This is a genomic window from Tsukamurella spumae, from assembly GCF_012396015.1.
Classification (GTDB): domain Bacteria; phylum Actinomycetota; class Actinomycetes; order Mycobacteriales; family Mycobacteriaceae; genus Tsukamurella; species Tsukamurella spumae.
This window is the reverse complement of the sequence record NZ_JAAXOQ010000005.1, coordinates 99,159-123,413: the sequence shown is the minus strand read 5'-3', so window position 1 is coordinate 123,413 and position 24,255 is coordinate 99,159. Positions and strand designations below refer to the sequence as shown.

At 70.4% G+C, this 24,255-nt stretch carries 31 protein-coding genes and 1 tRNA gene; 8 read left to right on the top strand and 24 right to left on the bottom strand.

Annotated features, from left to right (window positions below):
• Position 1: 1 nt before the first annotated feature.
• Both HF999_RS05460 and tig read right to left on the bottom strand, forming a co-directional pair.
• A complete protein-coding gene (locus HF999_RS05460; protein ID WP_210733490.1) occupies positions 2–595 on the bottom strand; it encodes an ATP-dependent Clp protease proteolytic subunit in 594 nt (197 codons plus the stop codon).
• A gap of 138 nt (positions 596–733) precedes the next feature.
• On the bottom strand, positions 734–2,146 hold the full coding sequence (tig, locus tag HF999_RS05455) for a trigger factor (protein WP_168544887.1): 1,413 nt from the start codon (positions 2,144–2,146) through the stop codon (positions 734–736).
• A gap of 191 nt (positions 2,147–2,337) precedes the next feature.
• Between tig and HF999_RS05450 the strand changes: the two genes are divergently transcribed.
• The 3 genes from HF999_RS05450 to HF999_RS05440 all read left to right on the top strand — a co-directional run bounded on the left by HF999_RS05450 (position 2,338) and on the right by HF999_RS05440 (position 4,101).
• Entirely contained in the window at positions 2,338–2,724 is a 387-nt protein-coding gene (locus HF999_RS05450; RefSeq protein ID WP_168544886.1) for a DUF1304 domain-containing protein, read from the top strand.
• A 238-nt stretch (positions 2,725–2,962) separates the two neighbouring features.
• A complete protein-coding gene (locus HF999_RS05445) occupies positions 2,963–3,736 on the top strand; it encodes a uracil-DNA glycosylase (protein ID WP_168544885.1) in 774 nt (257 codons plus the stop codon).
• Positions 3,733–4,101, top strand: a complete 369-nt coding sequence (locus HF999_RS05440) for a DUF488 domain-containing protein (protein ID WP_168544884.1) — start codon at positions 3,733–3,735, stop codon at positions 4,099–4,101. Before HF999_RS05445 ends, HF999_RS05440 begins: the two co-directional genes overlap by 4 nt.
• Positions 4,102–4,141: 40 nt before the next feature.
• Here HF999_RS05440 and HF999_RS05435 read toward each other — a convergent pair whose 3' ends face one another.
• Entirely contained in the window at positions 4,142–4,462 is a 321-nt protein-coding gene (locus HF999_RS05435; RefSeq protein WP_168544883.1) for a hypothetical protein, read from the bottom strand.
• Between the two features lie 19 nt (positions 4,463–4,481).
• Entirely contained in the window at positions 4,482–5,147 is a 666-nt protein-coding gene (locus HF999_RS05430) for a DUF1361 domain-containing protein (protein ID WP_168544882.1), read from the bottom strand.
• A 136-nt stretch (positions 5,148–5,283) separates the two neighbouring features.
• On the opposite strand from HF999_RS05430, the gene HF999_RS05425 reads away from it, so the two are divergent.
• A tRNA-Pro gene (locus tag HF999_RS05425) sits at positions 5,284–5,357 on the top strand.
• A 68-nt stretch (positions 5,358–5,425) separates the two neighbouring features.
• On the opposite strand, the gene HF999_RS05420 is transcribed toward HF999_RS05425, so the two are convergent.
• The 16 genes from HF999_RS05420 to HF999_RS05345 form a co-directional block, all read right to left on the bottom strand.
• Positions 5,426–5,668, bottom strand: coding sequence for a hypothetical protein (locus HF999_RS05420; RefSeq protein ID WP_168544881.1), 243 nt, complete (start codon positions 5,666–5,668; stop codon positions 5,426–5,428).
• A gap of 181 nt (positions 5,669–5,849) precedes the next feature.
• Entirely contained in the window at positions 5,850–6,158 is a 309-nt protein-coding gene (locus tag HF999_RS05415) for a hypothetical protein (RefSeq protein WP_168544880.1), read from the bottom strand.
• Positions 6,155–6,475, bottom strand: coding sequence for a hypothetical protein (locus HF999_RS05410; RefSeq protein ID WP_168544879.1), 321 nt, complete (start codon positions 6,473–6,475; stop codon positions 6,155–6,157). The genes HF999_RS05415 and HF999_RS05410 overlap by 4 nt, the downstream gene beginning before the upstream one ends.
• Positions 6,476–6,478: 3 nt before the next feature.
• Complete coding sequence (locus HF999_RS05405; RefSeq protein WP_168544878.1) at positions 6,479–7,486, bottom strand: phage major capsid protein; 1,008 nt, start codon at positions 7,484–7,486, stop codon at positions 6,479–6,481.
• The gene (locus tag HF999_RS05400; RefSeq protein ID WP_168544877.1) at positions 7,434–7,874 is read right to left on the bottom strand and encodes a hypothetical protein; all 441 of its coding nucleotides are present in this window, start codon (positions 7,872–7,874) and stop codon (positions 7,434–7,436) included. The genes HF999_RS05405 and HF999_RS05400 overlap by 53 nt, the downstream gene beginning before the upstream one ends.
• The gene (locus HF999_RS05395) at positions 7,871–8,419 is read right to left on the bottom strand and encodes a hypothetical protein (protein ID WP_168544876.1); all 549 of its coding nucleotides are present in this window, start codon (positions 8,417–8,419) and stop codon (positions 7,871–7,873) included. Before HF999_RS05395 ends, HF999_RS05400 begins: the two co-directional genes overlap by 4 nt.
• The gene (locus HF999_RS05390) at positions 8,416–9,744 is read right to left on the bottom strand and encodes a phage portal protein (protein ID WP_312854028.1); all 1,329 of its coding nucleotides are present in this window, start codon (positions 9,742–9,744) and stop codon (positions 8,416–8,418) included. Before HF999_RS05390 ends, HF999_RS05395 begins: the two co-directional genes overlap by 4 nt.
• Positions 9,741–11,216, bottom strand: coding sequence for a terminase large subunit domain-containing protein (locus HF999_RS05385; protein WP_312854027.1), 1,476 nt, complete (start codon positions 11,214–11,216; stop codon positions 9,741–9,743). The genes HF999_RS05390 and HF999_RS05385 overlap by 4 nt, the downstream gene beginning before the upstream one ends.
• 63 nt (positions 11,217–11,279) lie before the next feature.
• Positions 11,280–11,696 (bottom strand): hypothetical protein, encoded by a 417-nt coding sequence (locus tag HF999_RS05380; protein ID WP_168544875.1) that lies wholly within the window; start codon positions 11,694–11,696, stop codon positions 11,280–11,282.
• The gene (locus tag HF999_RS05375) at positions 11,693–11,998 is read right to left on the bottom strand and encodes a hypothetical protein (protein WP_168544874.1); all 306 of its coding nucleotides are present in this window, start codon (positions 11,996–11,998) and stop codon (positions 11,693–11,695) included. Before HF999_RS05375 ends, HF999_RS05380 begins: the two co-directional genes overlap by 4 nt.
• Positions 11,995–13,218, bottom strand: coding sequence for an AAA family ATPase (locus tag HF999_RS05370; protein WP_168544873.1), 1,224 nt, complete (start codon positions 13,216–13,218; stop codon positions 11,995–11,997). Before HF999_RS05370 ends, HF999_RS05375 begins: the two co-directional genes overlap by 4 nt.
• Entirely contained in the window at positions 13,215–13,595 is a 381-nt protein-coding gene (locus tag HF999_RS05365; RefSeq protein ID WP_168544872.1) for a DUF2742 domain-containing protein, read from the bottom strand. The genes HF999_RS05370 and HF999_RS05365 overlap by 4 nt, the downstream gene beginning before the upstream one ends.
• Positions 13,596–13,600: 5 nt before the next feature.
• The gene (locus tag HF999_RS05360) at positions 13,601–13,843 is read right to left on the bottom strand and encodes a hypothetical protein (protein WP_168544871.1); all 243 of its coding nucleotides are present in this window, start codon (positions 13,841–13,843) and stop codon (positions 13,601–13,603) included.
• Positions 13,844–14,134: 291 nt separating this feature from the next.
• Positions 14,135–14,590: a hypothetical protein gene (locus HF999_RS05355; protein WP_168544870.1), complete on the bottom strand. Its 456-nt coding sequence runs from the start codon at positions 14,588–14,590 to the stop codon at positions 14,135–14,137.
• Complete coding sequence (locus HF999_RS05350; protein WP_168544869.1) at positions 14,587–15,735, bottom strand: tyrosine-type recombinase/integrase; 1,149 nt, start codon at positions 15,733–15,735, stop codon at positions 14,587–14,589. Before HF999_RS05350 ends, HF999_RS05355 begins: the two co-directional genes overlap by 4 nt.
• A gap of 198 nt (positions 15,736–15,933) precedes the next feature.
• A complete protein-coding gene (locus HF999_RS05345) occupies positions 15,934–17,115 on the bottom strand; it encodes a benzoate/H(+) symporter BenE family transporter (RefSeq protein ID WP_168544868.1) in 1,182 nt (393 codons plus the stop codon).
• Positions 17,116–17,137: 22 nt separating this feature from the next.
• Here HF999_RS05345 and HF999_RS05340 point away from each other — a divergent pair, with 22 nt between their 5' ends.
• Positions 17,138–17,650 (top strand): helix-turn-helix domain-containing protein, encoded by a 513-nt coding sequence (locus HF999_RS05340; RefSeq protein WP_168544867.1) that lies wholly within the window; start codon positions 17,138–17,140, stop codon positions 17,648–17,650.
• Here the strand turns inward: HF999_RS05340 and HF999_RS05335 are convergent.
• The 4 genes from HF999_RS05335 to HF999_RS05320 form a co-directional block, all read right to left on the bottom strand.
• Complete coding sequence (locus HF999_RS05335; RefSeq protein WP_168544866.1) at positions 17,647–18,234, bottom strand: hypothetical protein; 588 nt, start codon at positions 18,232–18,234, stop codon at positions 17,647–17,649. The two genes, HF999_RS05340 and HF999_RS05335, sit on opposite strands and share 4 nt — an antisense overlap.
• Before the next feature lie 55 nt (positions 18,235–18,289).
• Positions 18,290–19,057 (bottom strand): ABC transporter ATP-binding protein, encoded by a 768-nt coding sequence (locus HF999_RS05330; protein WP_312854026.1) that lies wholly within the window; start codon positions 19,055–19,057, stop codon positions 18,290–18,292.
• On the bottom strand, positions 19,054–20,019 hold the full coding sequence (locus tag HF999_RS05325; RefSeq protein WP_168544956.1) for a FecCD family ABC transporter permease: 966 nt from the start codon (positions 20,017–20,019) through the stop codon (positions 19,054–19,056). The genes HF999_RS05330 and HF999_RS05325 overlap by 4 nt, the downstream gene beginning before the upstream one ends.
• A gap of 92 nt (positions 20,020–20,111) precedes the next feature.
• Positions 20,112–21,044: an ABC transporter substrate-binding protein gene (locus HF999_RS05320; RefSeq protein WP_168544865.1), complete on the bottom strand. Its 933-nt coding sequence runs from the start codon at positions 21,042–21,044 to the stop codon at positions 20,112–20,114.
• Between the two features lie 57 nt (positions 21,045–21,101).
• Here HF999_RS05320 and HF999_RS05315 point away from each other — a divergent pair, with 57 nt between their 5' ends.
• The 3 genes from HF999_RS05315 (at position 21,102) to HF999_RS05305 (ending at position 24,222) form a co-directional block, all read left to right on the top strand.
• The gene (locus HF999_RS05315) at positions 21,102–21,740 is read left to right on the top strand and encodes a Type 1 glutamine amidotransferase-like domain-containing protein (RefSeq protein ID WP_312854025.1); all 639 of its coding nucleotides are present in this window, start codon (positions 21,102–21,104) and stop codon (positions 21,738–21,740) included.
• 41 nt (positions 21,741–21,781) lie between these two features.
• Positions 21,782–22,915: an alkaline phosphatase family protein gene (locus HF999_RS05310; protein ID WP_168544864.1), complete on the top strand. Its 1,134-nt coding sequence runs from the start codon at positions 21,782–21,784 to the stop codon at positions 22,913–22,915.
• Between the two features lie 113 nt (positions 22,916–23,028).
• Positions 23,029–24,222, top strand: coding sequence for an acyltransferase (locus HF999_RS05305; protein ID WP_312854024.1), 1,194 nt, complete (start codon positions 23,029–23,031; stop codon positions 24,220–24,222).
• The last annotated feature ends 33 nt before the right edge of the window (positions 24,223–24,255 follow it).

Below are 24,255 nucleotides of genomic sequence, written 5' to 3'. Positions count from 1 at the left end.
GCTACTTGACGGCGCTCGCGCGGCTGACGACGTGGTCGACGAAGCCGTAATCGCGGGCCTCCTCGGCCGTGAACCAGTTGTCGCGGTCCGCGTCGGCCTCGATCTTCTCGATCGACTGGCCGGTGAACTGCGCATTGAGGCGGTTCATCTCGATCTTGGTCTTGCGGTAGAGCTCGGCCTGGATCGCGATATCGGCCGCGGTGCCGCCGATGCCTGCGGACGGCTGATGCATCATGATGCGCGCGTGCGGGAGCGCGTAGCGCTTGCCCTTGGCGCCCGCGGCGAGCAGGAACTCGCCCATCGACGCCGCCATGCCCATCGCGTAGGTCGCGACATCGCACTCGACGAACTCCATGGTGTCGAAGATCGCCATGCCGGCGGAGATGCTGCCGCCGGGCGAGTTGATGTAGAGGTTGATGTCCTTGGTCGGATCCTCCGCGGAGAGCAGCAGCATCTGCGCGCAGAGCTGGTTCGCGATGTCGTCGTTCACCTCACTGCCGAGGAAGATGATCCGCGACTCCAGGAGGCGGCTGTACACCGAATCGTTGAGGTTCAAACCGGCGAGTCCGGTCCGCATGATGGGGTTGGAGGTCATCCGCTGCTCCCTGCCTTTCTTTGCTGACATCGACACTAACGAACGCACAGGGACGGAACGTCCCCCGGCGCGCCCGGCTCCGCTGAGGGCAGAAAGCCCCGCAGCCGATTCCGGCTGCGGGGCGATCGTGCGACGGGCCTACTTCGCGGAGTCCTCGGCGGTGATCTCCTCGGCCTCGGCGACCACGGCCTCCTCGGACGCGGCCTCCTCGGCCAGCTCCTCGCCGGCGTCGTCACGGTCGAACAGGGCCTTGGTGTCGACGGCGTTGCCGTCGGCGTCCTTGACCGTCACCTCGAGCACGACGTCCGCGAGGCCCTTGCCCCGGCGGACCTCCTGGAACAGGGCGGGCAGCTGCCCGGCCTGCTGGATCTGCTGGATGAACTCGGCGGGCTGCACACCGTAGCGCTGCGACTGGAACAGGATGTGCTCCTGCAGCTCCTGCTGGTCGACCTGCACGTCCTGGGCGTCCGCGATCGCGTCGAGCAGCAGCTGGACCTTCACCTGCTTCTCGGCCGACTCGCGGGCCTGGTTCTCGAACTCCTCGCGCGTGGTGCCCTGCGCCTTGAGCGCGGTCTCGAGGAGCTCCTCGTTGTGGCCCACCTGGTGCAGCACGTCGTGCACGTTGGCGTCGGTCTGCTCCTTGACGACGGCCTCGGGCAGCGGGACCTCGACGGACTCGAGCAGCTTGTCGAGCACGGCGTCGCGGATGTCCGCGGCCTGGCCCAGCTTCTTGTTCTGCTCGACGCGCTCACGCAGGTCGGCGCGCAGCTCGTCGACGGTGTCGAACTCGCTCGCCAGCTGGGCGAACTCGTCGTCCAGCTCGGGCAGCTCGCGCTCCTTGACGGAACCGACGACGACGGTGACGTCCGCCTCCTTGCCCGCGAACTCGCCGGCCACCAGGGTGGTCGGGAAGGTCTTCGACTCGCCCGCCGACAGGCCGACGACCGCCTCGTCGAGGCCGTCGATCAGCTGGCCGTTGCCGACCTCGTGCGACAGACCGGTGGTCTTGGCGTCCTCGACGTCCGCACCGTCGACGGTGGCCGACAGGTCGATGGTGATGAAGTCGCCGGTCTCGACGGCGCGCTCGACGCCCTTGAGGGTGCCGAAGCGGGCGCGCAGGCCCTCGATCTGCTCGTCGACATCGGCATCCGTCACCTCGAGCGACGGGACCTCGACCTCGATGGCCGAGTAGTCGGGCAGCGTGATCTCCGGGCGCACGTCGACCTCGGCGGTGAACGAGAAGGTCTCGCCGTACTCGAGCTTGTCGATGTCGATCTCGGGCTGCCCCAGAGCCTTGACCTCGGCGTCGAGGACGGCCTGGCTGTACTTGCCGGGCAGCGCGTCGTTGATCACCTGCGAGAGCACGGCATCGCGGCCGACGCGCGCCTCGATCAGCTTCGCGGGGGCCTTGCCCTTGCGGAAGCCGGGGATGTTGACCTGCTGCGCGAGCGTCTCATAGGCGCGATCGAAATCGGGCGCGAGCTCGTCGAAGGGAACCTCGACACTCAGGCGGACGCGAGTCGGGCTCAGCTGCTCGACGGTGCTCTTCACTCGTTCTCCTCGGGTTGGTATCAGCAGGAGGCCGCCTGATGTGCGGTTTCCTGCGGGCAGCACGGGGCCCCGTCGGGCCCACGGCACTCGGACAATCGTACGCGACGGTTCCGGGCCCCTGACAGCCCGGGCGGACGCCGACGGGCCGGGGCGGGGGCATGGGCGGTCGGGCGATCAGCGATGATGAGCGCATGATCCTCGTCGGACTCGTCCTCGCCGCCGTCGCGGCGCTCCTACACTGCTTCATCTTCTACCTGGAATCGATCGCGTGGACCTCGGCGCGGGCGCGCGGCGCCTTCGGCACGACCGAGGAGACGGCGGAGATCACCCGGCCGCTCGCCTTCAATCAGGGCTTCTACAACCTGTTCCTCGCGGTCGCGGTGTTCCTCGGGCTCGCGCTGTTCGGGCCGCAGCGCGCGGTCGGCGCGACCCTGATCCTGGTGGGCGTCGGCTCGATGCTGGCGGCGGCCCTCGTGCTGGCCCTCTCCGACCGGACCAAGCTCCGCGCGGCCTCGATCCAGGGCGTCGCGCCGCTGCTCGCGGTGGTGTTCCTGGGCATCGGGCTCGCACTGCAGTAGACGCACCCACAGCCGGAGTTCGACCTGCGCGCGTCGTACACGATTTCGAATACTCGACGAACCCTGCTATCGTGGTACTCAAGTTCGTGAGCGTGACTGTAAACCGCTCAGTGAAAACAGAGGCCGGGGCGCGTTACAGGTGCCACCGGCCTCGCCCATATCCGGAGCAGGTTTTCTTCGCATCCCAGCGGAGGTTCGTCGCCCCCGCGCCGTACCGCCACGGGCATAGGCTCGAAGCATGCCCACGCGAGTCCGATCCACCCGGCCGGAGGCGGCACCGTCGGCGGCGGGACGCGCGCGGACCGTGCCGGAGCTGGACGCGCTGATCACCACCTGCCGGGCGTGCCCGCGGCTCGTCGCCTGGCGCGAGGAGGTCGCGCGGGTCAAACGCGCGTCCTTCGCGGACCAGACCTACTGGGGCAAGCCGATTCCCGGGTTCGGGCCGGTCGACGCGTCGATCCTCATCGTCGGGCTGGCGCCCGCGGCGCACGGCGCGAACCGCACGGGCCGGATGTTCACCGGCGATCGCAGCGGGGACGTGTTGTTCGCCGCGCTGCACGCGGTGGGCCTGGCGAATCAGCCCACGGCCACCGCGATCGACGACGGCCTCGAGCTCGTCGACGTGCGGATCAGCTCCCCCGTCCATTGTGCGCCGCCGGACAACAAGCCGACCCCGGACGAGCGCCGCACGTGCTCCCCCTTCCTGGCGCGCGAATTCGAACTCCTCCCGACGGTGCGCGTCGCCGTCGTGCTGGGCGGGTTCGGTTGGCAGGCACTGTTCTCCGTGCTCACGGAGGGCGGCTGGACCATCCCCCGTCCCCGCCCGAAGTTCGGCCACGGCGCACGCGTGGACCTGCGGCACCCGGACGGACGCCGGCTCACCGTCCTCGGGTGTTTCCATGTGAGCCAGCAGAACACCTTCACCGGACGACTCACACCGGCCATGCTGGAGGAGGTGCTGCGAGACGCGAGGCGCATCGCAGCCGAGCGAACGATGGAGGGCGCGACATGACGGTCCGGGTCAAGCGGGTGTACGAGGCCGAGGAGGCCACGGATGGGAAGCGGGTCCTCGTCGACCGACTGTGGCCGCGCGGGGTCAGCACGGACCGGGCCGACCTGTTCGAGTGGTGCAAACAGGTGGCGCCGACCACCGAGCTGCGCCGGTGGTACGAGCACGATCCGGCGAAGTACCCCGAGTTCGTCTCGCGCTACCGCGCCGAGCTCGCGGAGCCCGAAGCCGCGGCGGCGTACGCGGATCTCGCGAAGCTCGTGGCGAACGGGCCCGTCACGCTGCTGACCGCGTCCAAGGCGCAAGGGATCAGTCAGGCGCACGTCCTGGCCGCCCTCCTCGAGGGGCGTGACCCGCTCGAAGCTTGACGGATCCGACCATCTCGGACCGACACCGACGGGCGGGGCATCAGCCCCTGCGGGACCACCAGCGGCCGGCCCGGCGCGGCTGCGGCGGGATCAGAACCTCGCGGAAGCGGTCCGCGAACCCCGCGATGGCACGCTGCTCGTCCTCGAGCAGTCCGCGGTTCCCACTGGTGACTTCCAGGGATATCGGCGTGCCCGGCGCGACATCGAGGTCCGCCCAGCACAGCGGCAGGTTCTGCGCGAGCAGGCGCCGCCCGCCCACGATCAGATAGATCCGCGAGGCGTACCGCCCGGACTCCCAGCCGAGCCTGTCTGCGCGGTCGGCGTCCAGGTAGCCGTCCGCGACGAATCGCTCCAGGTACACGTGGTCGACGGTACGCCCTTCACACGCGGTCCGGGGCCGCCTCCGTCTCCGCGGCGACCGGCGGCGTGAGGGAGAAGATCGTCAGGTACGCGAGCCCGAAGAACGCCGCCACCGCAGCCGCGACCCCGGTGGACTGCACGTACGAGAAGGGCGAGGTCACCCAGTCGAGCGTGGCGAACACGACGGCGTCCGGCCGCGTCACCAGGTCCCACGAGTTCCAGCGCTGGAACCGCCCGATCACGACGCCGATCGCGCACAGTCCGACGGACAACAGCACCACGAGCCAGCCCCACCGCGCGCCGAACTCGCGCTGCACGCGACGGTGCACCAGCAGCATCGAGACCACGCCGAGCAGGATCCCCGTCCACGCCGCGAACCCGTACTGGAGCACGTGCCGCCACATGTTCTCGCCGTCCCCGAGGTGCACGAGATCGGTCACCAGGTACGGCGAGTTCGGCAGGAACGCCAGCCAGCCCAGCCCGAGCGGGACGAGCGCCCAGCGGCGCCGCACCGCCTGGAAGCCGAGCGCGAACAGCATCGGAATCCAGGCGAGGAAGAGGTTCCAGATGAGGAACCGGCTCGGGTACGTGAGCGGCGCGGCGGGGTCGGTGGTCCCGAGGACCACGGTCAGCACGGTGGTGGCGAGCAGGGATGCCAGCAGCAGGGTGCCGCGCGTTCTCGTCATCCGACCAGTTTGCCAGCCTGCAGGAATTGGTTAGCAGCAGTCAGTTCCGACGAACCATCCGCGACTCGTCGCAGCGACGCGGGCGCGGTCGGGTCCACCACCCCGGGTACGCTCTACCTGGTCACTCAAGTGATCACGGGATGTGGCGCAGCTTGGTAGCGCATTCGCTTTGGGAGCGAAGGGTCGCAGGTTCAAATCCTGTCATCCCGACCGGCTTTACAGCAGGTCAGAGCAGTATCAGCGGAGCGCGTGCCCAGTATGTGCCCAATGATCTGCCGCTAGTCGAGGTAGTTCACGGGGTTGTCGGCGCTGAGAACCGTCTCGCAGGGCCACGCGACCGCGGGGTCGTGATCGCCAGTGCAGGGCGCGCCCCACGCGCCATCTTGCGGCTGATGACGCTCGAGAATTGACCGCTGGATCGCTATGTGGTCCTGGCGCTCGCGGCCGGCGCGGTTGCGCAGGTACTGCTCCTCCTTCCAGTGGATCGAGGCCAGCTTGGCAGCAACACGGTCGTCGTTCATTCCGTGAAGGTACGGGAAAGGGCCGCCCCGCGTGGTGCGGGACGGCCCCAGGACCGGCGGTATGTCACCCGTGACGGTGCCGGTCCTTGCCGCGTACCCCGACTGCATCGGGTCGCGGCCCGTGTGTGGGCGTCCAGGGGCCGGTCGGCGGATTCCTAGTTCTCCGGCCGGCCCCCGGCGCTCAGCTCACCTCGACGGTGAGCAGTTCGGTGGTGCGCGCCCCGACGGTGAGCGCGAAGGCGATGACGGGGCGCGAGGTGCCGTCGGGGAGATCGACGAGCGTGCCGACGGTGGGCGGTGTGGTCTGCGGCTGTAGGTAGATCGTGGCCGCGGAGATCACCTCGACGCCGGTGTTGTCGCGGATGAGCTTGTTCTGGAACTGCACGCGCGCCGGCACGGTGATGGGATCGTCGTACACGTCGCCCTCGGGGCCGCTGCCGAGGTAGGGCGCGTACGTGACCTTCTGCGGCAGGAGCCGCTTGGGGATCACCGGGCACGCTTCCGGTAGCGGTTGAGCACCACTTGCTCGGCGAGGGTGAACCCGTCGATCACCTGCATGTCGCGCTTGTAGTCGCCGAGCTGTTCGGCGCGCAGGTTCTCGGGGTTGGTGGCGTAGCGGATGGCGACGAGCCGCACGACGGTCTCGAGCTCGTCGGTGCCGACGCCTGCGGTGAAGCCGCGGCCGCGGGTGTACGCCGAGCACAGGGCGCGGGCGATGCTCACGGCCTGGTTGCAGACGGCGACGAACGCCGCCTCGCTGCTGCGGTCGAGCAGCGAGGCAACGTCGGCACCGGTGGTCGCGGCCACGGGCTACGGCGCCTTGTTGAGGATCACGACGCCCTGCGGGTGCAGCAGGCCGAGGTCGTAGCGGGTGACGACGCGGATGCCCTGGCTGTCGGTCTTGAAGTAGTCGCCGCCCGCGTCGATGGTCACGCTGGGGTCGATGTCGCGGGCGATGGCGACCTGGTTCATGTCGACCAGCGCGGCCTTGCCCGCGGGCAGCTTGTTGGTGACGGTGACGGCGATGCCGAACAGGAGGTAGGTCGCGTCCGCGGTGAGGTCGGCCTGCAGGATGTACTTGCCGCTGGTGTCCTTGATCTTGCGCAGGGCGATGAAGTCCTGGCTGTTGATGAACCAGCGGTTCGGGGTGACCTCGGCGGCGTGGGCGAGGGCGAGCGCGTCGAGCAGGCTGTCGGCGTCGGTCACGTCGAGCACGCCGGTCTGCACGCCGGTCTGGTTGACCAGGCCGGTGATCGACTTGGTGGCACCGGTGCCGGTCAGGAGCGCGGTGTCGAGGGCGTTCGCGGTATCGGTGACCAGGCGGGTCTTGAGCACGGCGTCGAGGCCGATCACGGACTGCCGCAGCAGCTCATTGGTGACGCTGGTGATGACCTTGAGGCTCTTGCGGTCCGAGGGCATGAGCTTGACCTCGTCGAACGCGACACCCGATTCGGGGATGACGGCGCCCTCGGCGACGAACCCGACAGTGGCGCCGCCGGTCAGTCGCGGGATCCGCAGCGGCGAGGCGGTGTCGAAGATCTGGGGGCCGGCGGCGAGGACGACCGAGGCGGCCTCGAGCGGGGCGACGAGAATGTTGGCGATCTGCTCCTGCAGAAGCGTGGGATTCGCGGTAGTGGTGGCGGGAGCCATGATGTTCTCCAGACGTGAGGTGTGAATGCCTCGGCGTCGAGCCTCACGGCGGAAATGGGCATCAGGCCCGCTCCCAGTATCGCACGGGAGCGGGCCTGAGTGGCAACCATGTTCGTTAGGCGCGTGAGCGCATGAGCCCGATGAGGTCGACCGACTCGGCCCCGCCACGGGCACCCTGGCCTACGTCCCCGGCCACGCGCCGGGCCGCGAGGTGCGGCTTGCGGGCGAGCAGCTCGTCGATCGCCTCGGTGAGGGCGGCGTCGTCGTCGAGGTGCGCGGCGTCGAACGGGAGGTCGCTGGGATCGGCGAGCTTGCCGGTCGCAGCGACGAGCGCGGCGTGCAGGCGGCCGGCGAGAGCGTCGGCCCGGCCCGTCGCCTCCTCGGCGGCCATGCGGCGCTCACGGTTCTCGGTGCGCAGTTCCTCGACGTACGCGCGGGGGAACGTGTCACCCTCGGGCTGGTCCTGGGGCTCGGTATCGAGCGCGTCGGGGGCGGCCTGCTCGCCCTCGGGTGCAGTCGGCTCGGTGGTCTCGGTGGTGCTCTGGGGTGCGGTCACTGGTCGTTCTCCTTGCTGGTGATGGGTTGAGTTGTGCAGCCGCAGTTGCGGTGTCGGTACATCCGCGCCGTGATCGGCAACGTGGTCTCGGCGAGCTTGCGGCACAGCTCGCACGCGCCACCGTCGAGGCGGCGGCGCCACTTCTTGACGCCGTGCTCGCGCAGGGCGCGCTTGAGGACCGCCTGACCGGTGACCTTGACGCGGTCCTGCGCCTCGATCGACAGCGCCGTGCGGTCGTCGAGCAGCGTGTTCAGGGGCCGGCCGACGGGATCCTGCGCGTCGACCTCGGCGGCCAGCTCGGCGAGCGAGGGCCGCGGGGCGCCGAGCGGCAGCAGCACGCCACCGATCGCGGCCCCGGCGACCGCGGCGGCGGCCACGTCCGCGACCGCTGCGGCCCGCTCGGCCCCGGCGTCGAGCACCTGCTCGGCCAGCTCGACGAACTCCTCGGCGGTGATCCGCCCGGCCTCGTACGAGTCGTACAGCGCCATGACGCGGCGGTCGGTCGAGGCTGCCAGCGCGGCGAGCCGGTCGGCGAAGCCGCTCACGCCGCGCCCAGGCCGTCGACGGCGGCCTTGTCGAGCTGCTCGGTGCGGCGCGCGGTGCGGATCTTCGCCACGTCGTCGTCGGAGTATCCGAGCTTGGCGAGCGCGTAGTCCGCGGGCAGCAGGCCGGACTGGTAGAGCTTGACCACCGCGTCGGCCTCCTGCGCCACCGAGCGGGTCGCCGGGTCCGCCCACTGCACGCGGGCCTCGACGGTCTCGGGGTCTGCCCCGTCGCGCACGGCGACGATGAGGCGGGCGACCTGCTCCCAGGCGCGGCCGAACGTCTGCTGCCGGGCCTCGGCGCGGGCGGTGAGCGCGGCCTCGGCGGCCCGCAGGGCGTCCGCGGACGAGGGCTGCGAGGACAGCACGCCGATGTAGTGCGCCGGCAGCGACGACACGGCCATGATCTGCGAGACGAGGATCCGCACCGACGACTCGTAGCTGCCGAGGTCCGCGGCCTCGAACTGCCCGAACTTGCCCTCGGAGGACTCGTTGACGGCCATGCGGTCGTTCTCCTCGATGGGATTGACCGCGTCCATGATCGGCTCCCCCTCGTCGTCGAGGACCACCGCGCCCGCGTCGTCGCGACGCTCGCGCTCCTCGAGCTCGAGGCCGGTCGCCCAGCGGCGGGGCCGGGCGTAGAACTCGGAGCCGACGAGCATGTCCGCGAGGGTCTTGTTGAGGGCGTCGACGAGCGGCACCAGGTCGTCGATCTCGCTGACGGGGTCGCCGAGGATCCGATCGGTGTTCGCCAGTCGCACCAGCGGCACGACGCCCAGGGTGTTCTCCCACTGGTCGATCACGGTGAACCCGGCCGTGGTGGCGCCGGTGTTGTTCGCCCGCAGGCGGGTGATCTGGTGGGGCTCGAAGATCGTGGCCTCGGTGGTGGTGTCGGTGGTCCACCGCTTCGCCGCGGCCACAGGGCGGCGGGTGCCGGGGTCGAGGATCATCGAGCACTGCCGCGCGCTCTCGATGCTCACCTGCGGGCGGCCATCCGGCCCGGCCCAGACGAGCGCGTAGCCGGTGCCGAGCAACAGCGCCTCGCGGTGCAGTACCGGGGCGAGCTGGTCGAGGTCGTTGCGGATCCAGTCGGCCCACACGTCAGCGCCGGTGAACCCGGTCACCCGCAGCCGCTCGGCCACACTGTTCACGGCCAGGCGGGGGATGTTGCTGGACATGCGGCCGAGGCGGTCGCCGAGGGCCTTGCGCGCCTCGGGCGAGAGGAAGGCGAGCGGCTGGCTGCCGGCGTAGTACCGCTCAAGCGCGGTGTGCCGGGCGAGCGGCTGGTCGATGAGCTGCAGCAGGTTGGTCGTCAGATCGGTGGTCACTTGAAACTCCTTGCGCGAGTGGACTTCTTGTTGGAGTGGAACGCTGCCCTGTCGAGGGCGATGATGGCCGCCACGGCGGCGTCGATCTTGTGCTTGCTGTTCTTCTTGTCCTTGGCGACGAGGTCGCCCATCGGGGTGCGCTTGGCGACGGCGTTTCCGAGGTGCTCGGCGAGGCGGTCGTTGCCGTCGTGAGCGAGACGCCCATCGACCACCGCGCCGTAGAACCGGTCCGTGGCCGGCGCCATGCGAGTGGCGTGCGCGGTGTTGTACTCGACCACCCGCTTGGCACCGAACTTCTTCGCCCACGCCTCCAGCTCCGAGCGCCACCCCCACGGGTCCGCGGCCAGCTCGACGACGTTCATCGACTCGAAGCACTCGGCGACCTTGGCCGCCACGTCCTCGCGAGGCACCCGCCACCGCGGATCACCGGGGTTGTCCCACAGGGCGACGAGAAACACGTACGGGTCCGGCCCGACGGTGCAGCCGACGAGCGCGGTGTTATCGCCCGACGCGGACCCATCGAAGGCCAGCACGACCTTGTCGGTGCGCTTGAGCTTGCGCGGCGCGGCCAGCGGCTCCCACACGCCCCACGGCAGCCAGCGGTCGACCTGCCCGACCCACTGGCCGAGGCGCAATTGCCGGAACGGTCCCTCGCGCAGGGTGCGCATGGCCGCGCGCATACCGTCCTCGGCGAGGAACGGCGGGTCGCACGTCATCGCCGGATTGGCCTCACGCCACGCTGCCACGTCGTCGAGCTCGCACCCCTCAGGGGCGGAGAACTCACGTAGGTAGAACGCCGGATCGTCGCCGGTACGCCCGTGCTGCACAAGACGCCACATGACCGACTCCTGCGAAGTCGACGGGGTCGAGATCGCGAGCGTCGTCGACACGGGCCGCTTGCCCGCCACCGATGAGGCGGCCTCCCACGTGTCCTCGGTGACCACGTGCAGCTCGTCGCAGATGAGCAGTCGCGGATTCCAGCCATGCAGCGCCGCCGGATCCGCCGGGAGCGGTTGCAGCAGCCCATCGTTCTGCGGCGTCCGCAGCGAGTCCTTGTACACGTGAGTCCGCGCGAGCAGATCCTCATTCAGCTCGGTCATTCGCCGCGCCATGCGCAGCGTGATAGTGGCCTGCCGAGCATCCGACGCCACGACAAGCACCTCGGGCGAGTCCTCGACCAGGTGCAGCACCGCGAGGGCGATCATGGCGGCCAGCGTCGTCTTGGCGTTCGCACGAGGCATGGAGACGAGGGCCTGCCGGATACCGGGCGCAAACGTGCCGCGGATGATCTCGCGCTGAAACTCCGCGAGCACCACCAGCTCACCCGCGCCGACGCCCGTCGGGATCGTGCAATAGGTCTCGATGAACCGGATCACCCGCTCAGCGAAGTCCGCCGGCCAGTCCGAGAAGTCGAACGGCTCGACCTCGATCGCCTTCTTGACGCCCGCTTTCAGGCGCGTCGGGGCGGTCACAGGGCGCCCACCAGGTAGCCGGATCCGAGAGTTGAGCGCCCTGCGCTCAATCCAGAGTGAAACTTAGCCTCCCCCCCCATGGGTCGGGCCCCCCGACGTGACCCCCATCCCCCTGGTGCCTGAGCGTGGCGCTGAGGGCCGGGGCGAGGCATCAGGGCGTGCGCGGCCCTTCTCGCTGTTGCAGCGGCGGCACAGCACGTCCACGTCGACGGGGCGGATCGGCTTGCCCGCGAGGTAGCGCTCCCATGCCTCGGGCGAGTGGTCGCACGTGAGGTCGTCGTGCGATCCGCAGCTCGAGCACCAGGGCTGCATCCGGCGGGCGCGCTCGGACAGCTTGCGCCACGCCGTGCCGTACCCGCGGGCCGTGCTGCTCTTGCTCGGGTGCCGGCCGGGCGCCTGGGCGACCGGCGAGGCGGCGCAGTCCCCGCACCGTCCGTACGCCTCGGTGGGCTCGCCGCAGTCGGCGCACGCCCGCATCACAGGTTCCACTCCTTCTCGACGGCCCAGAACTCGGCGGTAGTGCGGATGAACTCGGCGGGTGAGAGGGCGTGCTCGATGAGGCCGAGCTGCTCGCGGTCCTGCATCCACGCCGCGATGATCGCGCCGAGCAGATGTGGGAACACTGCGATGGTGTGCTTCATCTCGACCCGCCCCAACGTGGACATGTAGGCGGCGAGGTTCGCATCCTTGGTCTGCTCGTCCGTGTGCTCGGCGGCGAGGGTGGCGAGGGCAAGGGCATGGTCGATGCCGTCCTGCGTGTGGTCACGGTTCGACATAGTCATGCTGACTCCTTCTCGATACAGCTGTCGTGTCGTCGTTGCTCGCGCTCAACATCGGTGGGCGCGGTGATCGGGAAGCCGCACGCGGCGCAAGGGAGCAGGCCCACCCCTTCATGCGCTCCCTTGCTCCCTTGGCTGTCGTGCTCCCTTGGCACCCCCTCTGACCTGGAAGGGAGCAAGGGAGCAAGGGAGCGTGCATGGGGATCGGGCGTGCTCCCTTGGTCGGAGCTCCCTTGACTGGGGAGCTCCCACCACCACGTTCCGTCCTTGATCGCCAGGACACCGAGGCGCTTCTTGGCGCGCTTCGCGCCGTCCTTGGAGTGCCCGGCCGCGTCGGCCGCCGAGTACAACTCGGTCGCCTTGACGCGCCCGCCCTTGAGCTGAGCGCGAAGCCAGTCGTCGACCTCCTGGTGGTCGCTGCTGCGATCGCCGGCCAACAGGTCGCGGGCGTCGGTGGACACCTCGCCGATCCACTCGGCGGCGCCGATCTCGGCGGAGCCGTCCTCGGTGTCGATGGTGCGCGTGACGATGCGGCACGCCTCGGAGTGTGTGCGCGTGGCGAGGTTGCCCTTTGTGTTCGTGACCACCAGGTGCCCGGCGTCGTCGTCGGCGGCCACCGAGAGCACCGAACGGGCGACCTGGGACCACGCGATTGAGCCGAGGATGAGCTTGCCGCTGTCGTCCCCGTCGCGCTTGCCGAAGTGGACCAGGCCGAGCACGACGATGTCGAGGCGTGCGGCCATCTGCGAGAGCGGCTCGAGGAACTGCCGGACCTGCCGATCGTCCTTGCCCGACAGGGACGAGTGCATCGCCGAGGTGGCGGCGTCGAGCACGACGAGCTTCACGTCATGGTCGACGCACAGCACTTCCAACGCCTCGTTGTCGAGCGGTAGGACGAGGTTGCCGTTCTCGGTGTAGTCCGTCGCCACGTCGATGAACAGAACGCGGTCCATGTCCGCGCCCGCGGCCCGTAGTCGCGGCGCGACGGTGTGCTCCCGGCTGTCCTCGGTGTGGATATAGACGATGTTCTGCCCCATGCGCGTGATCCACGCCGCCCACCAACAGGCGATCGTGGACTTGCCCAGCCCTTCGCGGCCAGCGAGCAGTGTGAGCGCGCCGAGCGGAATCCAGTGCTCAATAAGCCATCGGATCCGGCGCGCACGGACCTCGGTGCCGCGGGTGATGCGGAGCTGACGGCCCACACCGGTGTGTTCGGCTGTCATGCGGCCCTCCTAGGGATGTAGTCGGGCATCGTGCACCGAACCTCATGAGACGGAATGCGCCCTATGGCTGGCCAGTTCGCGGCTTCGCTCACGGAGTGCGACGCGGCGATACGCGCGGTGGTTCTGGCCTCGATCCGCATCGCCCAGTCGAGGGCGGCCACGACGGCCGCCGCGGTCTTGCGGCGCTGCTCGGTCTCGTCGCGCCACGCGGGCGTCCCGAACGTCGGCAAGTCCTGGTGCGCAGCGAGATACGGTGCGGCCCACTCAAGTCCGACCGAGAACGACACCTCACGCGAGGCGTCGGTCGGTGGCGCGGGAAGCCAGATGCCGGCCTCCCGCGCCCACGTCCGTGCCGCTATCGCGGCGTCGGCGGTCACGCGCGTCAAGCGGCGCTCCCGCGAGGCTGCTCGGGCACGGCGCGCGTGGGCCGGGCGCCTTTCGCTGCTACGAGCGGGGCGTCGGGGATGAACAGGGCGTCGAGTTCGTCCTCGTCGAGGTACACGCGACCGACGCCGCCGATGCGGTACTTGGTGAGCTTGCCCTCGGCGATCCGCCGATCGAGCGTCGAACGAGACCCATACGCCCTGGATCGAATTGCTTCCGCAAGGGGGATCTTCCGGCCCATTTGCTTCCTCCTGATGGTCTGTGAGTGCTGGTGAGCGCTCTCAAAGGTGTAGTCACTGGTCACGACAGGTCCGGCCTTGTCGGCTCGTTTCTCGGGGTTTGCCCACGCCGCAACCGCCCCTTCTCGTCGCGAGAATCGAACGAAATCCGTTGCGCGAGTTATGTATCTGCTACACCAGCCAACAGTCACAAGCTGCTCAGGAAAAACGCACGGCGTCCCTTGACCTTCTGAACGCAACAATCCCCCGCCCGCTGGTGCGCGGACGGGGGATTGGCGAAGGATCGCGGTGGCTCAGTCGGTCCAGACGATCGAACCTGACCACTCGCCGATGGTGCCGCCGGCGAGGTCCTTCTCAACCTTCGCCCAGTAGCTCCGGTGCATGTCCTCGCGGAGCCCTTGGTCGGATTCCCGCTTCCCGTCCCACCGCTGTCGAACCGACTCCGACAGCTCAGGCAGGGCCCAGCCGTCGACGGCGACATGCTGCTCGATCTCGCGGTAGTCGCGCCACGCGTCCCGGGTGAGTTCGGCGTGCTTCGTGCGGCGTCCGCAGGGCTTGCAGGGTGCCGTGATGGTCCGCTGCTCGAACTGAGAGCAGAGCGGCCACGCGACACCCTCGCTGAACTTCGGGCTGCGCCACCGCATGAAGTGGTTGCCGCACTCGCAGCACAGGGCCTCGACGAACTTCTTCCCGGTGCTCGCCTCCTTGGCAGCGATCTCGGCGGCGTAGTTCTCGGCGTTCCAGGTCATGACTTCGGTCCTTCGGTGAGTGCGGACAGTCGGCGAGCAATCTCGGCGTCCCGTCCTGCCGCCGCGTGCTGATACCGCATCGCTGCGGCGCTGGTGGTGTGCCCGAGGCGGGCCATGAGTTCGGCGAGTGTGGCGCCGGTCTGGGCGGCCAGGGTCGCGCCGGTGTGCCGCAGGCCGTGGAACGTGAGGTCTTCGCGTCCCGCTGACTTGCGGGCGGGATAGAACACCTTGACCATCGCGGTGTGCGAGAGCGTGAGTGCCGGATCCTTCGCGGCGGGGAACAGCAGCGCGTCCGGCCCCTCCCCCACGTTGTCGTCGAGGTGCTTCTGCACGACGGGCACCAGGTGCGGCGGGATCGCCACGTCGCGCACGGACCCGGCCTTCGGGTCGCCTTGGATCCGCTCACCCTTGACCCGCGTCACGGCGCGGCGGATGAACAGCGTGCCCGAGTAGGTGGTCGTCTCGTCGTCCTGCTTGGTCGCGACGAGGCGCACGTCTCGGCGGCGAAGTTCGACGGCCTCGCCGAATCGTAGGGCGGTCCACGCGGCGAGCAGGACGAGCACGCGGTACTTGGGGTCGGCCTTGCCCATGTGGTCGGCGATCGCCACGACCTCGTCGATGGTGGCGGGGCGGATCGCCTTCTTGCGGACCGCGGTGCCGGCGCCCTTGACCTTGCACGGATTGGCGTCGATGAGCCCGTCGCCGGCCGCGGTCCCGAGGATGGTGCGCAGCAGCGCATAGGCGTGCGCCTTCGCGGTGGCCTTGCCTGGGGCAACAAGGGCGTGCCAGCGGCGCACCTTCTCGGGCGTGATCTCCGCGAGCGGCGTCGAGGCGAACGTCGGCAGGATCCGTTGGTCGAGGATCCCGCGGTAGAGGTTGCGAGTGGTGGGCTTGAGGTCGCGATCCTTGAGCCACGCCTCGGCGTACTCGCCGAACGGAACGTCGACCGCGTCCTCGGCGGTGGGTAGCCACTGGTTGCGGATCACGTCGGCCTGCTCGGTGGTGATCCACGCCTGCGCGTCCTTCTCTGTGAGGAACGTGGTCGGCGCCTTGTATCGGAGCCCGTCGGGGCCTGTGTAGCGGGCCTGCCATCGTCCCGATGGGAGCTGCCGCACCGTCCCGAATGCGCGCTTCTTGCCTGTCATCCCATGCCCTCTCCGTGCCCAATCTCTGCCCGAATCAGTGATGATTGTTGGGCACGTTTGACCAAGTATGAGCGGGTGACAGGATGGTGTCAACGCTGCTCATAGCGTCATTTCAGCAGGTGGGAACTACCTTCGCCGAGAGCGCCAAATACAGGTTCAAATCCTGTCATCCCGACCGACGGAGTACGAGGGACCGCCTCACGCCGGGGCGGACCGTCGAACCCCCAGCAGCAGGTAGACGACGATGCCGACCACGAGGGCCCAGAACGCCGACCCGATGCCGACCACCGTCGTCCCCGACGCGGCGACGACGAAGGTCACCGCCGCCGGCACCCGGGCCTCGACATCTGCCATCGCCCCCGCGCACGCGGCGGCGAAGGCACCCACGAGCGCGACGCCGGCGACGGCCTGGATCACGCCCGCGGGCGCCGCGAGCACGATCGCCGTCAGACCCGTACTGACCACGCCGAGAACGAGATTCGCGGCCCCCGACGACACACCCGCGATCCAGCGGCGAGGCGCCGGCCCCGCATCCGGTCCCGCGGCGAGGGCGGCACTGATCGCCGCGAGGTTGATCGCGTGCCCGCCGAAGGGCGCGCCGACCGCCGACAGGACGCCGGTCACCGTCAGCGCCGGCCGCCAGGGCACCGTGTAGCCGTAGGTCGCGAGCACGGCCGCACCGGGGATGTTCTGCGAGGCCATGGTCACGATGTACAGCGGCAGGAGGACGCCGGTCATCGCCTGCAGCGTCCAGGCGGGCGTCGTCCACTCCACGTGCGGCACCAGCGCCGAGAAGGCGGGGACGGCATCGTCGCGCACCAGGGCGATACCGATCACGACCAGCGCGACGACGAACGCCAACGGGACCGCCCACCGCGGCCGGACCTTGAGCAGCACCAGCCACACGAGCAACACCGGCGCGACGGCCGCGGGATGCGCGGCGAGGGCCTTCACCGGTGCGATGCACAGCGGCAGCAGGACGCCCGCGAGCATGGCCTGCGCGATCGGCGCGGGGATACGCTGCACCCACCTCGCGAGGGCCGGCCACAGCCCGGTCACCACGAAGAGAACCCCGCACACGATGAACGCGCCGACCGCGGCCGGCCACCCGCCCGCGACGGCGCCGGTGGTCGCGAGCAGCGCGGCACCGGGCGTCGACCAGGCGCTGATGATCGGCATCCGGTACCGCCAGGACAGCAGCGCCGACGCCGCCCCCATGGTCACCGTGACCGCCAGCAGGCCGGACGCGGCCTGTCCCGGGCTCGCGCCCACGCCACGCAGGCCGGCGAGCACCACGGCGAAGGCCGAGGTGTAGCCGACGAGGGCGGTGACGATGCCCGCACCGACGGGCACCATCGTTCCGTTCTCAGAACGTTCCATGAACAGAACGTAGCATGGGGTCATGCCCTCCCCCGATGTCGGCCGCCGCCTCCGCGAGCTCCGCACCGAACGCGGCCTCAGCCTGTCCGAGCTCGCGCGCCGCGCGGGCGTCGGCAAGGGATCGCTCTCGGAGATCGAGGCCGGCGGGCGCAATCCCACGGTCGAGACCCTCTACGCCCTGTGCGTCCCGCTCGACGTTCCGCTGACCGCCCTCGTCGGCGAGTCCCCCGGGGCCCACAGCGTCGCCGACGGCGGCATGCGCACCGCCCTCCTCTCCGTGCGCCACCTGCCGCACACGACCGTCGAGGTCTTCCGCCTGGAGTTCCCCGCCGGGTCGGACCACGTCTCCCCGGGGCACGGCGAGCGGGTCCGCGAGCACCTGACGGTGGTCGACGGTGCGCTCACCGTCGGCCCGGTGGGCGACGAGCGACTCGTGCAGGTGGGCGATTCGCACAGTTGGACCAGCGACGGACCGCACCGGTTCGCCACCGTCGACGGCGCCGAGGCCGTCGTGGTGATCACGACCCCGCGTTAGAAGGTCTTCACGCCCGAGGACGCGACGACCATGCCGTGCCCGGTGGTGCGGTGGGTGAAGGCGGTCCCGTACTGGTTGGCGACGATGAACCAGCCGCGGGCCGTGTAGGTCTGGTAGTCGAGCGTGACCGGATCCGTCACCCCGAGATTGCCGAGCACATAGGTGAGATCGCCGTCGCTCGTGATGTTGACCCCGTTCGCCTCGTCGCCGGATTCGGTGCGCGGGCGGGGCCGGTCGAACTCCAGCTGACAGCCGACGCTGGTCTCGCTGACCTGACAGGTGGTGCGCCCGCTCCGCGTCCGAATGACGGTGTGGCCGTTGCCGTTATCCGGCAGGACGATCGCCGTCGCGGCCGCGCCGGAGGGTCGCGCGCTGGTCGTGGTCGACGGTGCCGTGGTCGTCGCCGCAGGCGCCTCCGGCACGGGCGTGGCGATTCCCGGCCCCACCCCGCCCGGGATCACCGTGACACCGTTGGCGCCGTTCCCGGACACCGTCGCCGAACACCCGGCGAGCATCGCGGCGCAGCCGACGACCACCGCCGTCGCGAGTCGTGTGCGCATCGCGGCCTCCAGACCATTCGTCACTCCTGCATCAAGAGTAAACATTGATCCCTCTCGGCGCAGCTACCAGGCTCCGAGCTCACCGCTGCAGCCCGAGGACCGGCCGGCCGTCGGGTCCGGTCTCGACGTGCACGCGGGCGCCGAAGTGCGCGGCGATCAGATCCGCGGTGAGTACCTGCGCCGGCGTCCCGGCGGCCACCACCCGGCCCGCCGACAGCAACACCAGCCGGTCCGCGTACTGCGCCGCGAGCGTGAGGTCGTGGATCGTGGTGATCACGGTCAGCCCGTCGTCGCGGCGCAGCCGGTCCACGAGGTCCATCACCTGCTGCTGGTGCCCGATGTCCAGGGCGGTCGTCGGCTCGTCGAGCAGCAGCACCGGGGCCTGCTGAGCGAGGGCGCGGGCCAGCACGACGCGCTGCCGCTCGCCGCCGGACAGGTGATCGACGTCGCGCTCGGCGAACTCCTCGAGTCCGAGCCGGGCCAGCACGGCACCCACGATCCGGCGGTCGTCCGCGCTCTCGCGACCCAGGTAGGCGACGTACGGCGACCGGCCGAGCAGAGCGTAATCGAACACCGTCATCCCCTCGGGAAGGTGCGGCGACTGCGGCGCGTACGCCAGGAGCCGGGCGCGCTCGCGCGGGCGCAGCCGGCGCGGATCGGCCCTGTCGACGGTGACCGTTCCCCCGCTGCGCACCAGGCCCAGCGCGGCCCGCAGCAGCGTCGACTTCCCGGCCCCGTTCGGCCCGATCACCGCGGTCCACGAGCCCGACGGTGCCGTCATCGCCACGTCGTGCAGCACGGGTCGCCCGTCGAGGGCGACATCGACGCGCGAGAACTCCACGCTCACAGCCCGCTCCGTCCCCGCATCGCACGGAGCACGACGACGAAGAACGGGCCGCCGACGAACGCGGTGACCACGCCGAGCGGCAGCTCACCGGGAGAGACGACGGTGCGCGCGAGGATGTCGGCGAGGACGAGGAAGGCGGCACCGCCGAGCAGGGAGAGCGGAAGGACGGCCCGGTACGAGGTCCCCGCCAGCCGGCGCACGACGTGCGGCACGACGATGCCCACGAACCCGATGAGCCCGCCCACCGCGACGGTGCTGGCGGTGGCGAGCGACGCCGCCGCCAGCACCAGCAGCCGGACGCGCCGGGCCGAGACGCCGAGGGTCGTGGCCTCGTCGTCGCCGACCCCCAGGACATCGAGCAGCCGGCCGTGGAGCAACAGCACGACCGTCGAGACCGCCGCGTAGGGCAGGACGGCGAGCAGCCGCGGACCGTCGGCCGAGGCGACGCCGCCGAGCACCCAGGAGTAGATGCGCTGCAGGTCCTGCGCGTCGCGCTGCATCAGGAAGGTCTGCACCGCGCCGAGGAATGCGGAGACCGCGACACCGGCCAGGAGCAGCGTCGAGGTTCCGCGTCCGCCTGTCGCGCTGCCCAGCGCGTAGGCGAGCGCGACGCCGGCGAGCGCCCCCACGAACGCCGCGACGGGCACCGTCGCCGAGGGGTCGCCCGGCAGCAGCGCGATGGTGGCCGTGGCCCCCACGCCGGCTCCCGCGGCGGCGCCGAGCAGGTAGGGGTCGGCGAGCGGGTTGCGGAAGACACCCTGGTAGCCGGCGCCCGCGATCGCGAGGAGGCCGCCGACGAGCGCGGCGGCGAGCACGCGCGGAAGCCTGATCTCCACCAACAGGTTCCGCTCCAGGCGGGTCAGACCCGAGTCGAGGTGGACGCCGGGCAGCAGGTCCACGATTTCGGTCAGCACAGCACGGACGGGCAGGTGGACCGCCCCGATCAGCAGGCCCGCCAGCATCGACGCGAGGAGCGCGACCACGGCGACCAGCAGCGGGATCGGACGCAGGCCGCTCGCGCGCCGCGGCACCGTCGTCGATCGAACCGGAGCGCTCACCGCCCGGCCGGAACCTTCTGCGCCGCACGGGCCACCGCATCGGCGACGGCGCGGTAGAAGTCGGGCAGGCGCGGTCCCCAGCGCGAGGGCACGTCCGCCGGCAGGGCGACGACGGTGCCGTCCCGCACGGCGCGCAGGTCGCGCCAGCCCGGACGCTGCGCGACCACCTCGGGGGTCTGCCCGCAGCACTGGGTGTCGGCCAGGAGGATCAGCGCCGGATCCGCCTGCAGCAGCGCCTCCCGGGAGAGCTGCGGGTACCCCGTGCCCGCCTGGTCGGCGGCATCGGCCACGTTGTGCAGCCCGAACGCGCCGTAGACCTTCCCGATGAAGGTCGACGACGTGACGGTGTAGAGCTGCGCGTCGAGTTCGTGGAAGTAGCTCAGCGGCTGGGCGGGGCGCGGCGCGCCGCGGATCGATCCGTCGATGGCGGCGCGCATCCGCGTGGTGAGCGCCTTCGCGTCCGCCTGCCGCCCGGTGGCGATCCCGAGGCCGTCGATCTGGTCGAGCGCGTCGTCGAGGTCCTTGGCCGCGGGCTCCACCAGCACCGGGATCCCCACCTTCTGCAACGCGGCGACGATGCCGCCCCGGTCGTCGGAGACGACCACCAGATCGGGCTTGTAGCCGATGACGGCCTCCGCGTTGGGGGTGACGCCCGACAGCGCCGTGCGCGGGGCACCGGCCGGATAGTCGGACTGGTCGTCGACCGCGACGACCTGCTCGCCCGCCCCGAGCGCGAAGAGGGTCTCGGTGTGCGTGGGCGCCAGGGAGACGATCCGCCGCGGCGCGATCGGTACGGCGATCCGGCCGTTGGCGGCGTCCACGACGACTGTTCGCCCCTGCGGCTCGTCGGCGGTCGCACCGCAGGCCGCAACGGGGACGAGCAACGCCGCGACTGCGGCGAGGGCCGCCGTGCTCCGGTGCGAACGCATCGTCTACTCCTCCGGTTCGTGCGAATCCAGTGTGGCAGAGGCCGTACTGTTGCGATCGTGAACCTGCTGCTGATGTCCCTGAACGCCGGAGCGCTCCCCGGCTTCCTGCGCCGCCACACGGGGCGGGAGCCGAGCGAGCTGCGGCTCGGCTTCATCGATGACGCGGGCGCACCGTACGCGGATCAACCCTTCGGCTCGTTCGAGTGGAATCAGTTGACCGACCTGGGATTCCGCCTGACCCGGATGACGGTCGGGAAGTACCGGGACCCGCGGGACTTCGCGTCGGATCTCGGCACCGTCGACGCCGTGTACCTCTCGGGCGGGCACACCTTCGTCCTGCTCGGCGCGCTGCAGCGCAACGGCACCGGCGAGGTGCTCGCGGAACGGGTGCGGGCCGGGCTGCCGTACATCGGCCTCAGCGCCGGGTCGGTCGTCGCCGGACCGAACGTCGAGCCCGTCGCGCCCCTCGATGACCCGGCCGACGCCCCGGACGTCACGGACTTCACCGGGCTGGGCCTCGTCGACACCGTCGTCATCCCGCACGCCGACGGGCTGCTCCCGCCGTATCCTCCCGCGCTGATCGACGAGGTGGTGCGCACCTACGGCGACCGGTTCCCGCTGACCCGGGTCAACGACGATCAGGCACTGCTCGTGGAGGACGGCGTGGCCACGCTGATCCCGTCCGTCATCACCTAGTTCCCGCCTCGACGGGTCTGTGCGGACGTTACGATCGATCGATGACCGGCATGCTCTCCGACGTATTGCCCTCGGTCTGTACCGCTTTCGGCATCCCGGGCGAGAATCCCCTGGGCCTGGCGGTGGAGCGCGATGTCGTGCTGCTGCTCATCGACGGACTCGGAGCGGAGCTCCTGCGGCGGCACGCCGACGCCGCCCCCGCCCTCTCCGCGCACGCGGGGCTCACGCTGGACGCGGGCTTCCCCGCCACCACGGCAACCAGCCTGTCGAGCCTCGCGCTCGGCGCGCCCTGCGCGGCGCACGGCATCGTCGGATACAGCTTCGGCGTGCCCGACGAGCACGGCCGGCGCCTGTTCAACTCCCTGCGGTGGACCATCGACGGTGCGTCCGGGCCGGATGCCCGGCAGTCGCACCCGCCCCGCGAGCTGCAGCGCCGCCGCAGCAGGCTCGAGACACTCGCCGACGCCGGCGCCGAGATCCACTACGTGGTGCCCACCTATCAGGAGACCTCGGGCCTGACCCGGGCCTCGTTCCGCGCCGCCGGGGTGCTGCACGCGGCCGCCACTCTCGACGAGGTCCGCGCGGGCGTGCTCGCCGTGGCGCGGCACGACACCGCCGCCCGACGGTTCGCCTACGCCTACACGGGCCTGCTCGACGCGGCCGGGCACATGCACGGCCCCGGCTCCCCGGAGTGGCTGGCCGTGCTGCGGGCCGTCGACGCGATGTTCGCGGACCTGCTGACGGATCTGCCGCCCACCTGCACGCTGCTGGTCACCGCCGATCACGGCATGATCCAGGCCGAATCCCTGGTGAACCTCGATGCGTCGTCCGCCCTGCGCCGGGGCGTGCGCCTGATCGCCGGAGAGGCCCGGGTACGGCACGTGTACCTCCAGCGGGGGCACCACGTCGACGACGTCCTGGCCCGGTGGGCGGACACCCTCGCCGGGCATGCCCGGGTCGTGAGCCGCGAGCAGGCGCTCGACGAGCACTGGTTCGGCCCCACTCCCCCGAACCCCGTCATCGCGCACCGCATCGGCCACGTCCTGGCCGTCGCCGAGGGGCGATCCGTCCTGGTGACCCCTAGCCAGGAGCCGATGGAGTCGCGCATGCTGGGCCATCACGGGGCCTGGACCGTCGACGAGCAGGCGATCCCGCTGATCGCCGTGAACGGCTGACGGGTCGGATCCCACCCTCCGCGGGACGGGTGAGCGAAGAGGGTAGAATTCCACATCGTCACATGTCGACAGCACGGGGTGAAGACGCGCAGCCCTGCTTCAGTCCTAGGGCGGTGCCCACCATCGAAACCCAGAAGCCGGTGCCGGCCGCAGCGTCCGTCGCGTCGACGACGAAGCCGAAGCGCGAACAGACCGCGGACCTGACGCGGGTGGTGCTCTTCCTGCTGGTGGTCGTGGCGCACTGCGTCACGACGATCAACTACACGCCCGATGTCCTCCGCCCGTCCGGGCTGGTCTCCGCCGCGCTGCACATCACGCGGTACGGCTTCGTCGCGGTCACGTTGTTCGTGTTGGTGCTGAGCATGCGGGGCCGCACAATGACGGCACGCGAGTTCTGGCGCAAGCGCTTCGGGCTGATCGTGGCGCCCTTCCTGGTCTGGACGCTGGTGTACTCGATCACGAACCACCTGCTCAGCGCCGACGACCCGTTCCCGTCTTTCGGGCGGTGGCTGGGCGACCTCGGCCGCACCATGCTGACCGGCGACGCCAAGTACCAGCTCTACTTCCTGCTCATCTCGATGCAGATCTACCTGTTCTTCCCCGCGCTGTCGAAGCTGGCGGAACGACTCGAGCGGCGGCCGTGGACGGTGCTGACCGTTGCGGCCGCGATCCAGCTGGGCTTCTTCGCGCTCTATCAGTACGTGCCGCGCCCGCAGGGCCCGCGGTGGGACACGCTGTTCAACCACATGTGGAAGCTGCTCCCCATGTACGTGCTGTTCATGGCGATCGGCATGCTCGCGGCGCAGCACTACGAGGCGGTCGGGAGCTGGCTGCGGTCGCACGCGCTGCGCGTGATCGCGGTGTGCCTCGCGGCGTCGGCGTTCAGCCTGATCGCCTACCTGCGGGCCACCCACCCCGGCGAGGTGCCGGACAGCGCGGTCGCCGCCTGGAACCCGCTCTACCTGCCGTGGTACGTGGCGGGGGTGATCCTGCTGTGGCTCGCCGCGATGATGTGGGACGACCTGCGCGCGTCGGGCCGGCCCGTCGGCGAGCGCGTCGTGTCGTACGCGACGGTGCGGGCGTTCGGCGTGTTCGCCGTCCATCCGCTGATGCTCGACATCCTGGGCCATGTCGGGTTCTTCGAGGTACTCGGCTCGTGGTTCCCCGCGTCCGCTCTGCTGCGCACCACGACCTTGGCGGTGGTCGTGCTGGCCATGTCGCTGCTGTTCGTGGACCTGATGCTCCGCACTCCGGTCAGCCGGTGGTTCGTCGCGCGCGACCGGATCCGCAGCGGCACCTCAGACTGACACCCCGGCTTCGATTCGAACACCTAATCGAAT

Coding starts and splice junctions, on each gene's coding strand:
- HF999_RS05460 (WP_210733490.1), bottom strand. CDS start 595: ATGACCTCCAACCCCATCATGCGGACCGGACTCGCCGGTTTGAACCTC.
- HF999_RS05450 (WP_168544886.1), top strand. CDS start 2,338: ATGATCCTCGTCGGACTCGTCCTCGCCGCCGTCGCGGCGCTCCTACAC.
- HF999_RS05445 (WP_168544885.1), top strand. CDS start 2,963: ATGCCCACGCGAGTCCGATCCACCCGGCCGGAGGCGGCACCGTCGGCG.
- HF999_RS05440 (WP_168544884.1), top strand. CDS start 3,733: ATGACGGTCCGGGTCAAGCGGGTGTACGAGGCCGAGGAGGCCACGGAT.
- HF999_RS05430 (WP_168544882.1), bottom strand. CDS start 5,147: ATGACGAGAACGCGCGGCACCCTGCTGCTGGCATCCCTGCTCGCCACC.
- HF999_RS05420 (WP_168544881.1), bottom strand. CDS start 5,668: ATGAACGACGACCGTGTTGCTGCCAAGCTGGCCTCGATCCACTGGAAG.
- HF999_RS05375 (WP_168544874.1), bottom strand. CDS start 11,998: ATGACTATGTCGAACCGTGACCACACGCAGGACGGCATCGACCATGCC.
- HF999_RS05370 (WP_168544873.1), bottom strand. CDS start 13,218: ATGACAGCCGAACACACCGGTGTGGGCCGTCAGCTCCGCATCACCCGC.
- HF999_RS05360 (WP_168544871.1), bottom strand. CDS start 13,843: ATGGGCCGGAAGATCCCCCTTGCGGAAGCAATTCGATCCAGGGCGTAT.
- HF999_RS05355 (WP_168544870.1), bottom strand. CDS start 14,590: ATGACCTGGAACGCCGAGAACTACGCCGCCGAGATCGCTGCCAAGGAG.
- HF999_RS05350 (WP_168544869.1), bottom strand. CDS start 15,735: ATGACAGGCAAGAAGCGCGCATTCGGGACGGTGCGGCAGCTCCCATCG.
- HF999_RS05345 (WP_168544868.1), bottom strand. CDS start 17,115: ATGGAACGTTCTGAGAACGGAACGATGGTGCCCGTCGGTGCGGGCATC.
- HF999_RS05340 (WP_168544867.1), top strand. CDS start 17,138: ATGCCCTCCCCCGATGTCGGCCGCCGCCTCCGCGAGCTCCGCACCGAA.
- HF999_RS05325 (WP_168544956.1), bottom strand. CDS start 20,019: ATGCTGGCGGGCCTGCTGATCGGGGCGGTCCACCTGCCCGTCCGTGCT.
- HF999_RS05320 (WP_168544865.1), bottom strand. CDS start 21,044: ATGCGTTCGCACCGGAGCACGGCGGCCCTCGCCGCAGTCGCGGCGTTG.
- HF999_RS05310 (WP_168544864.1), top strand. CDS start 21,782: ATGACCGGCATGCTCTCCGACGTATTGCCCTCGGTCTGTACCGCTTTC.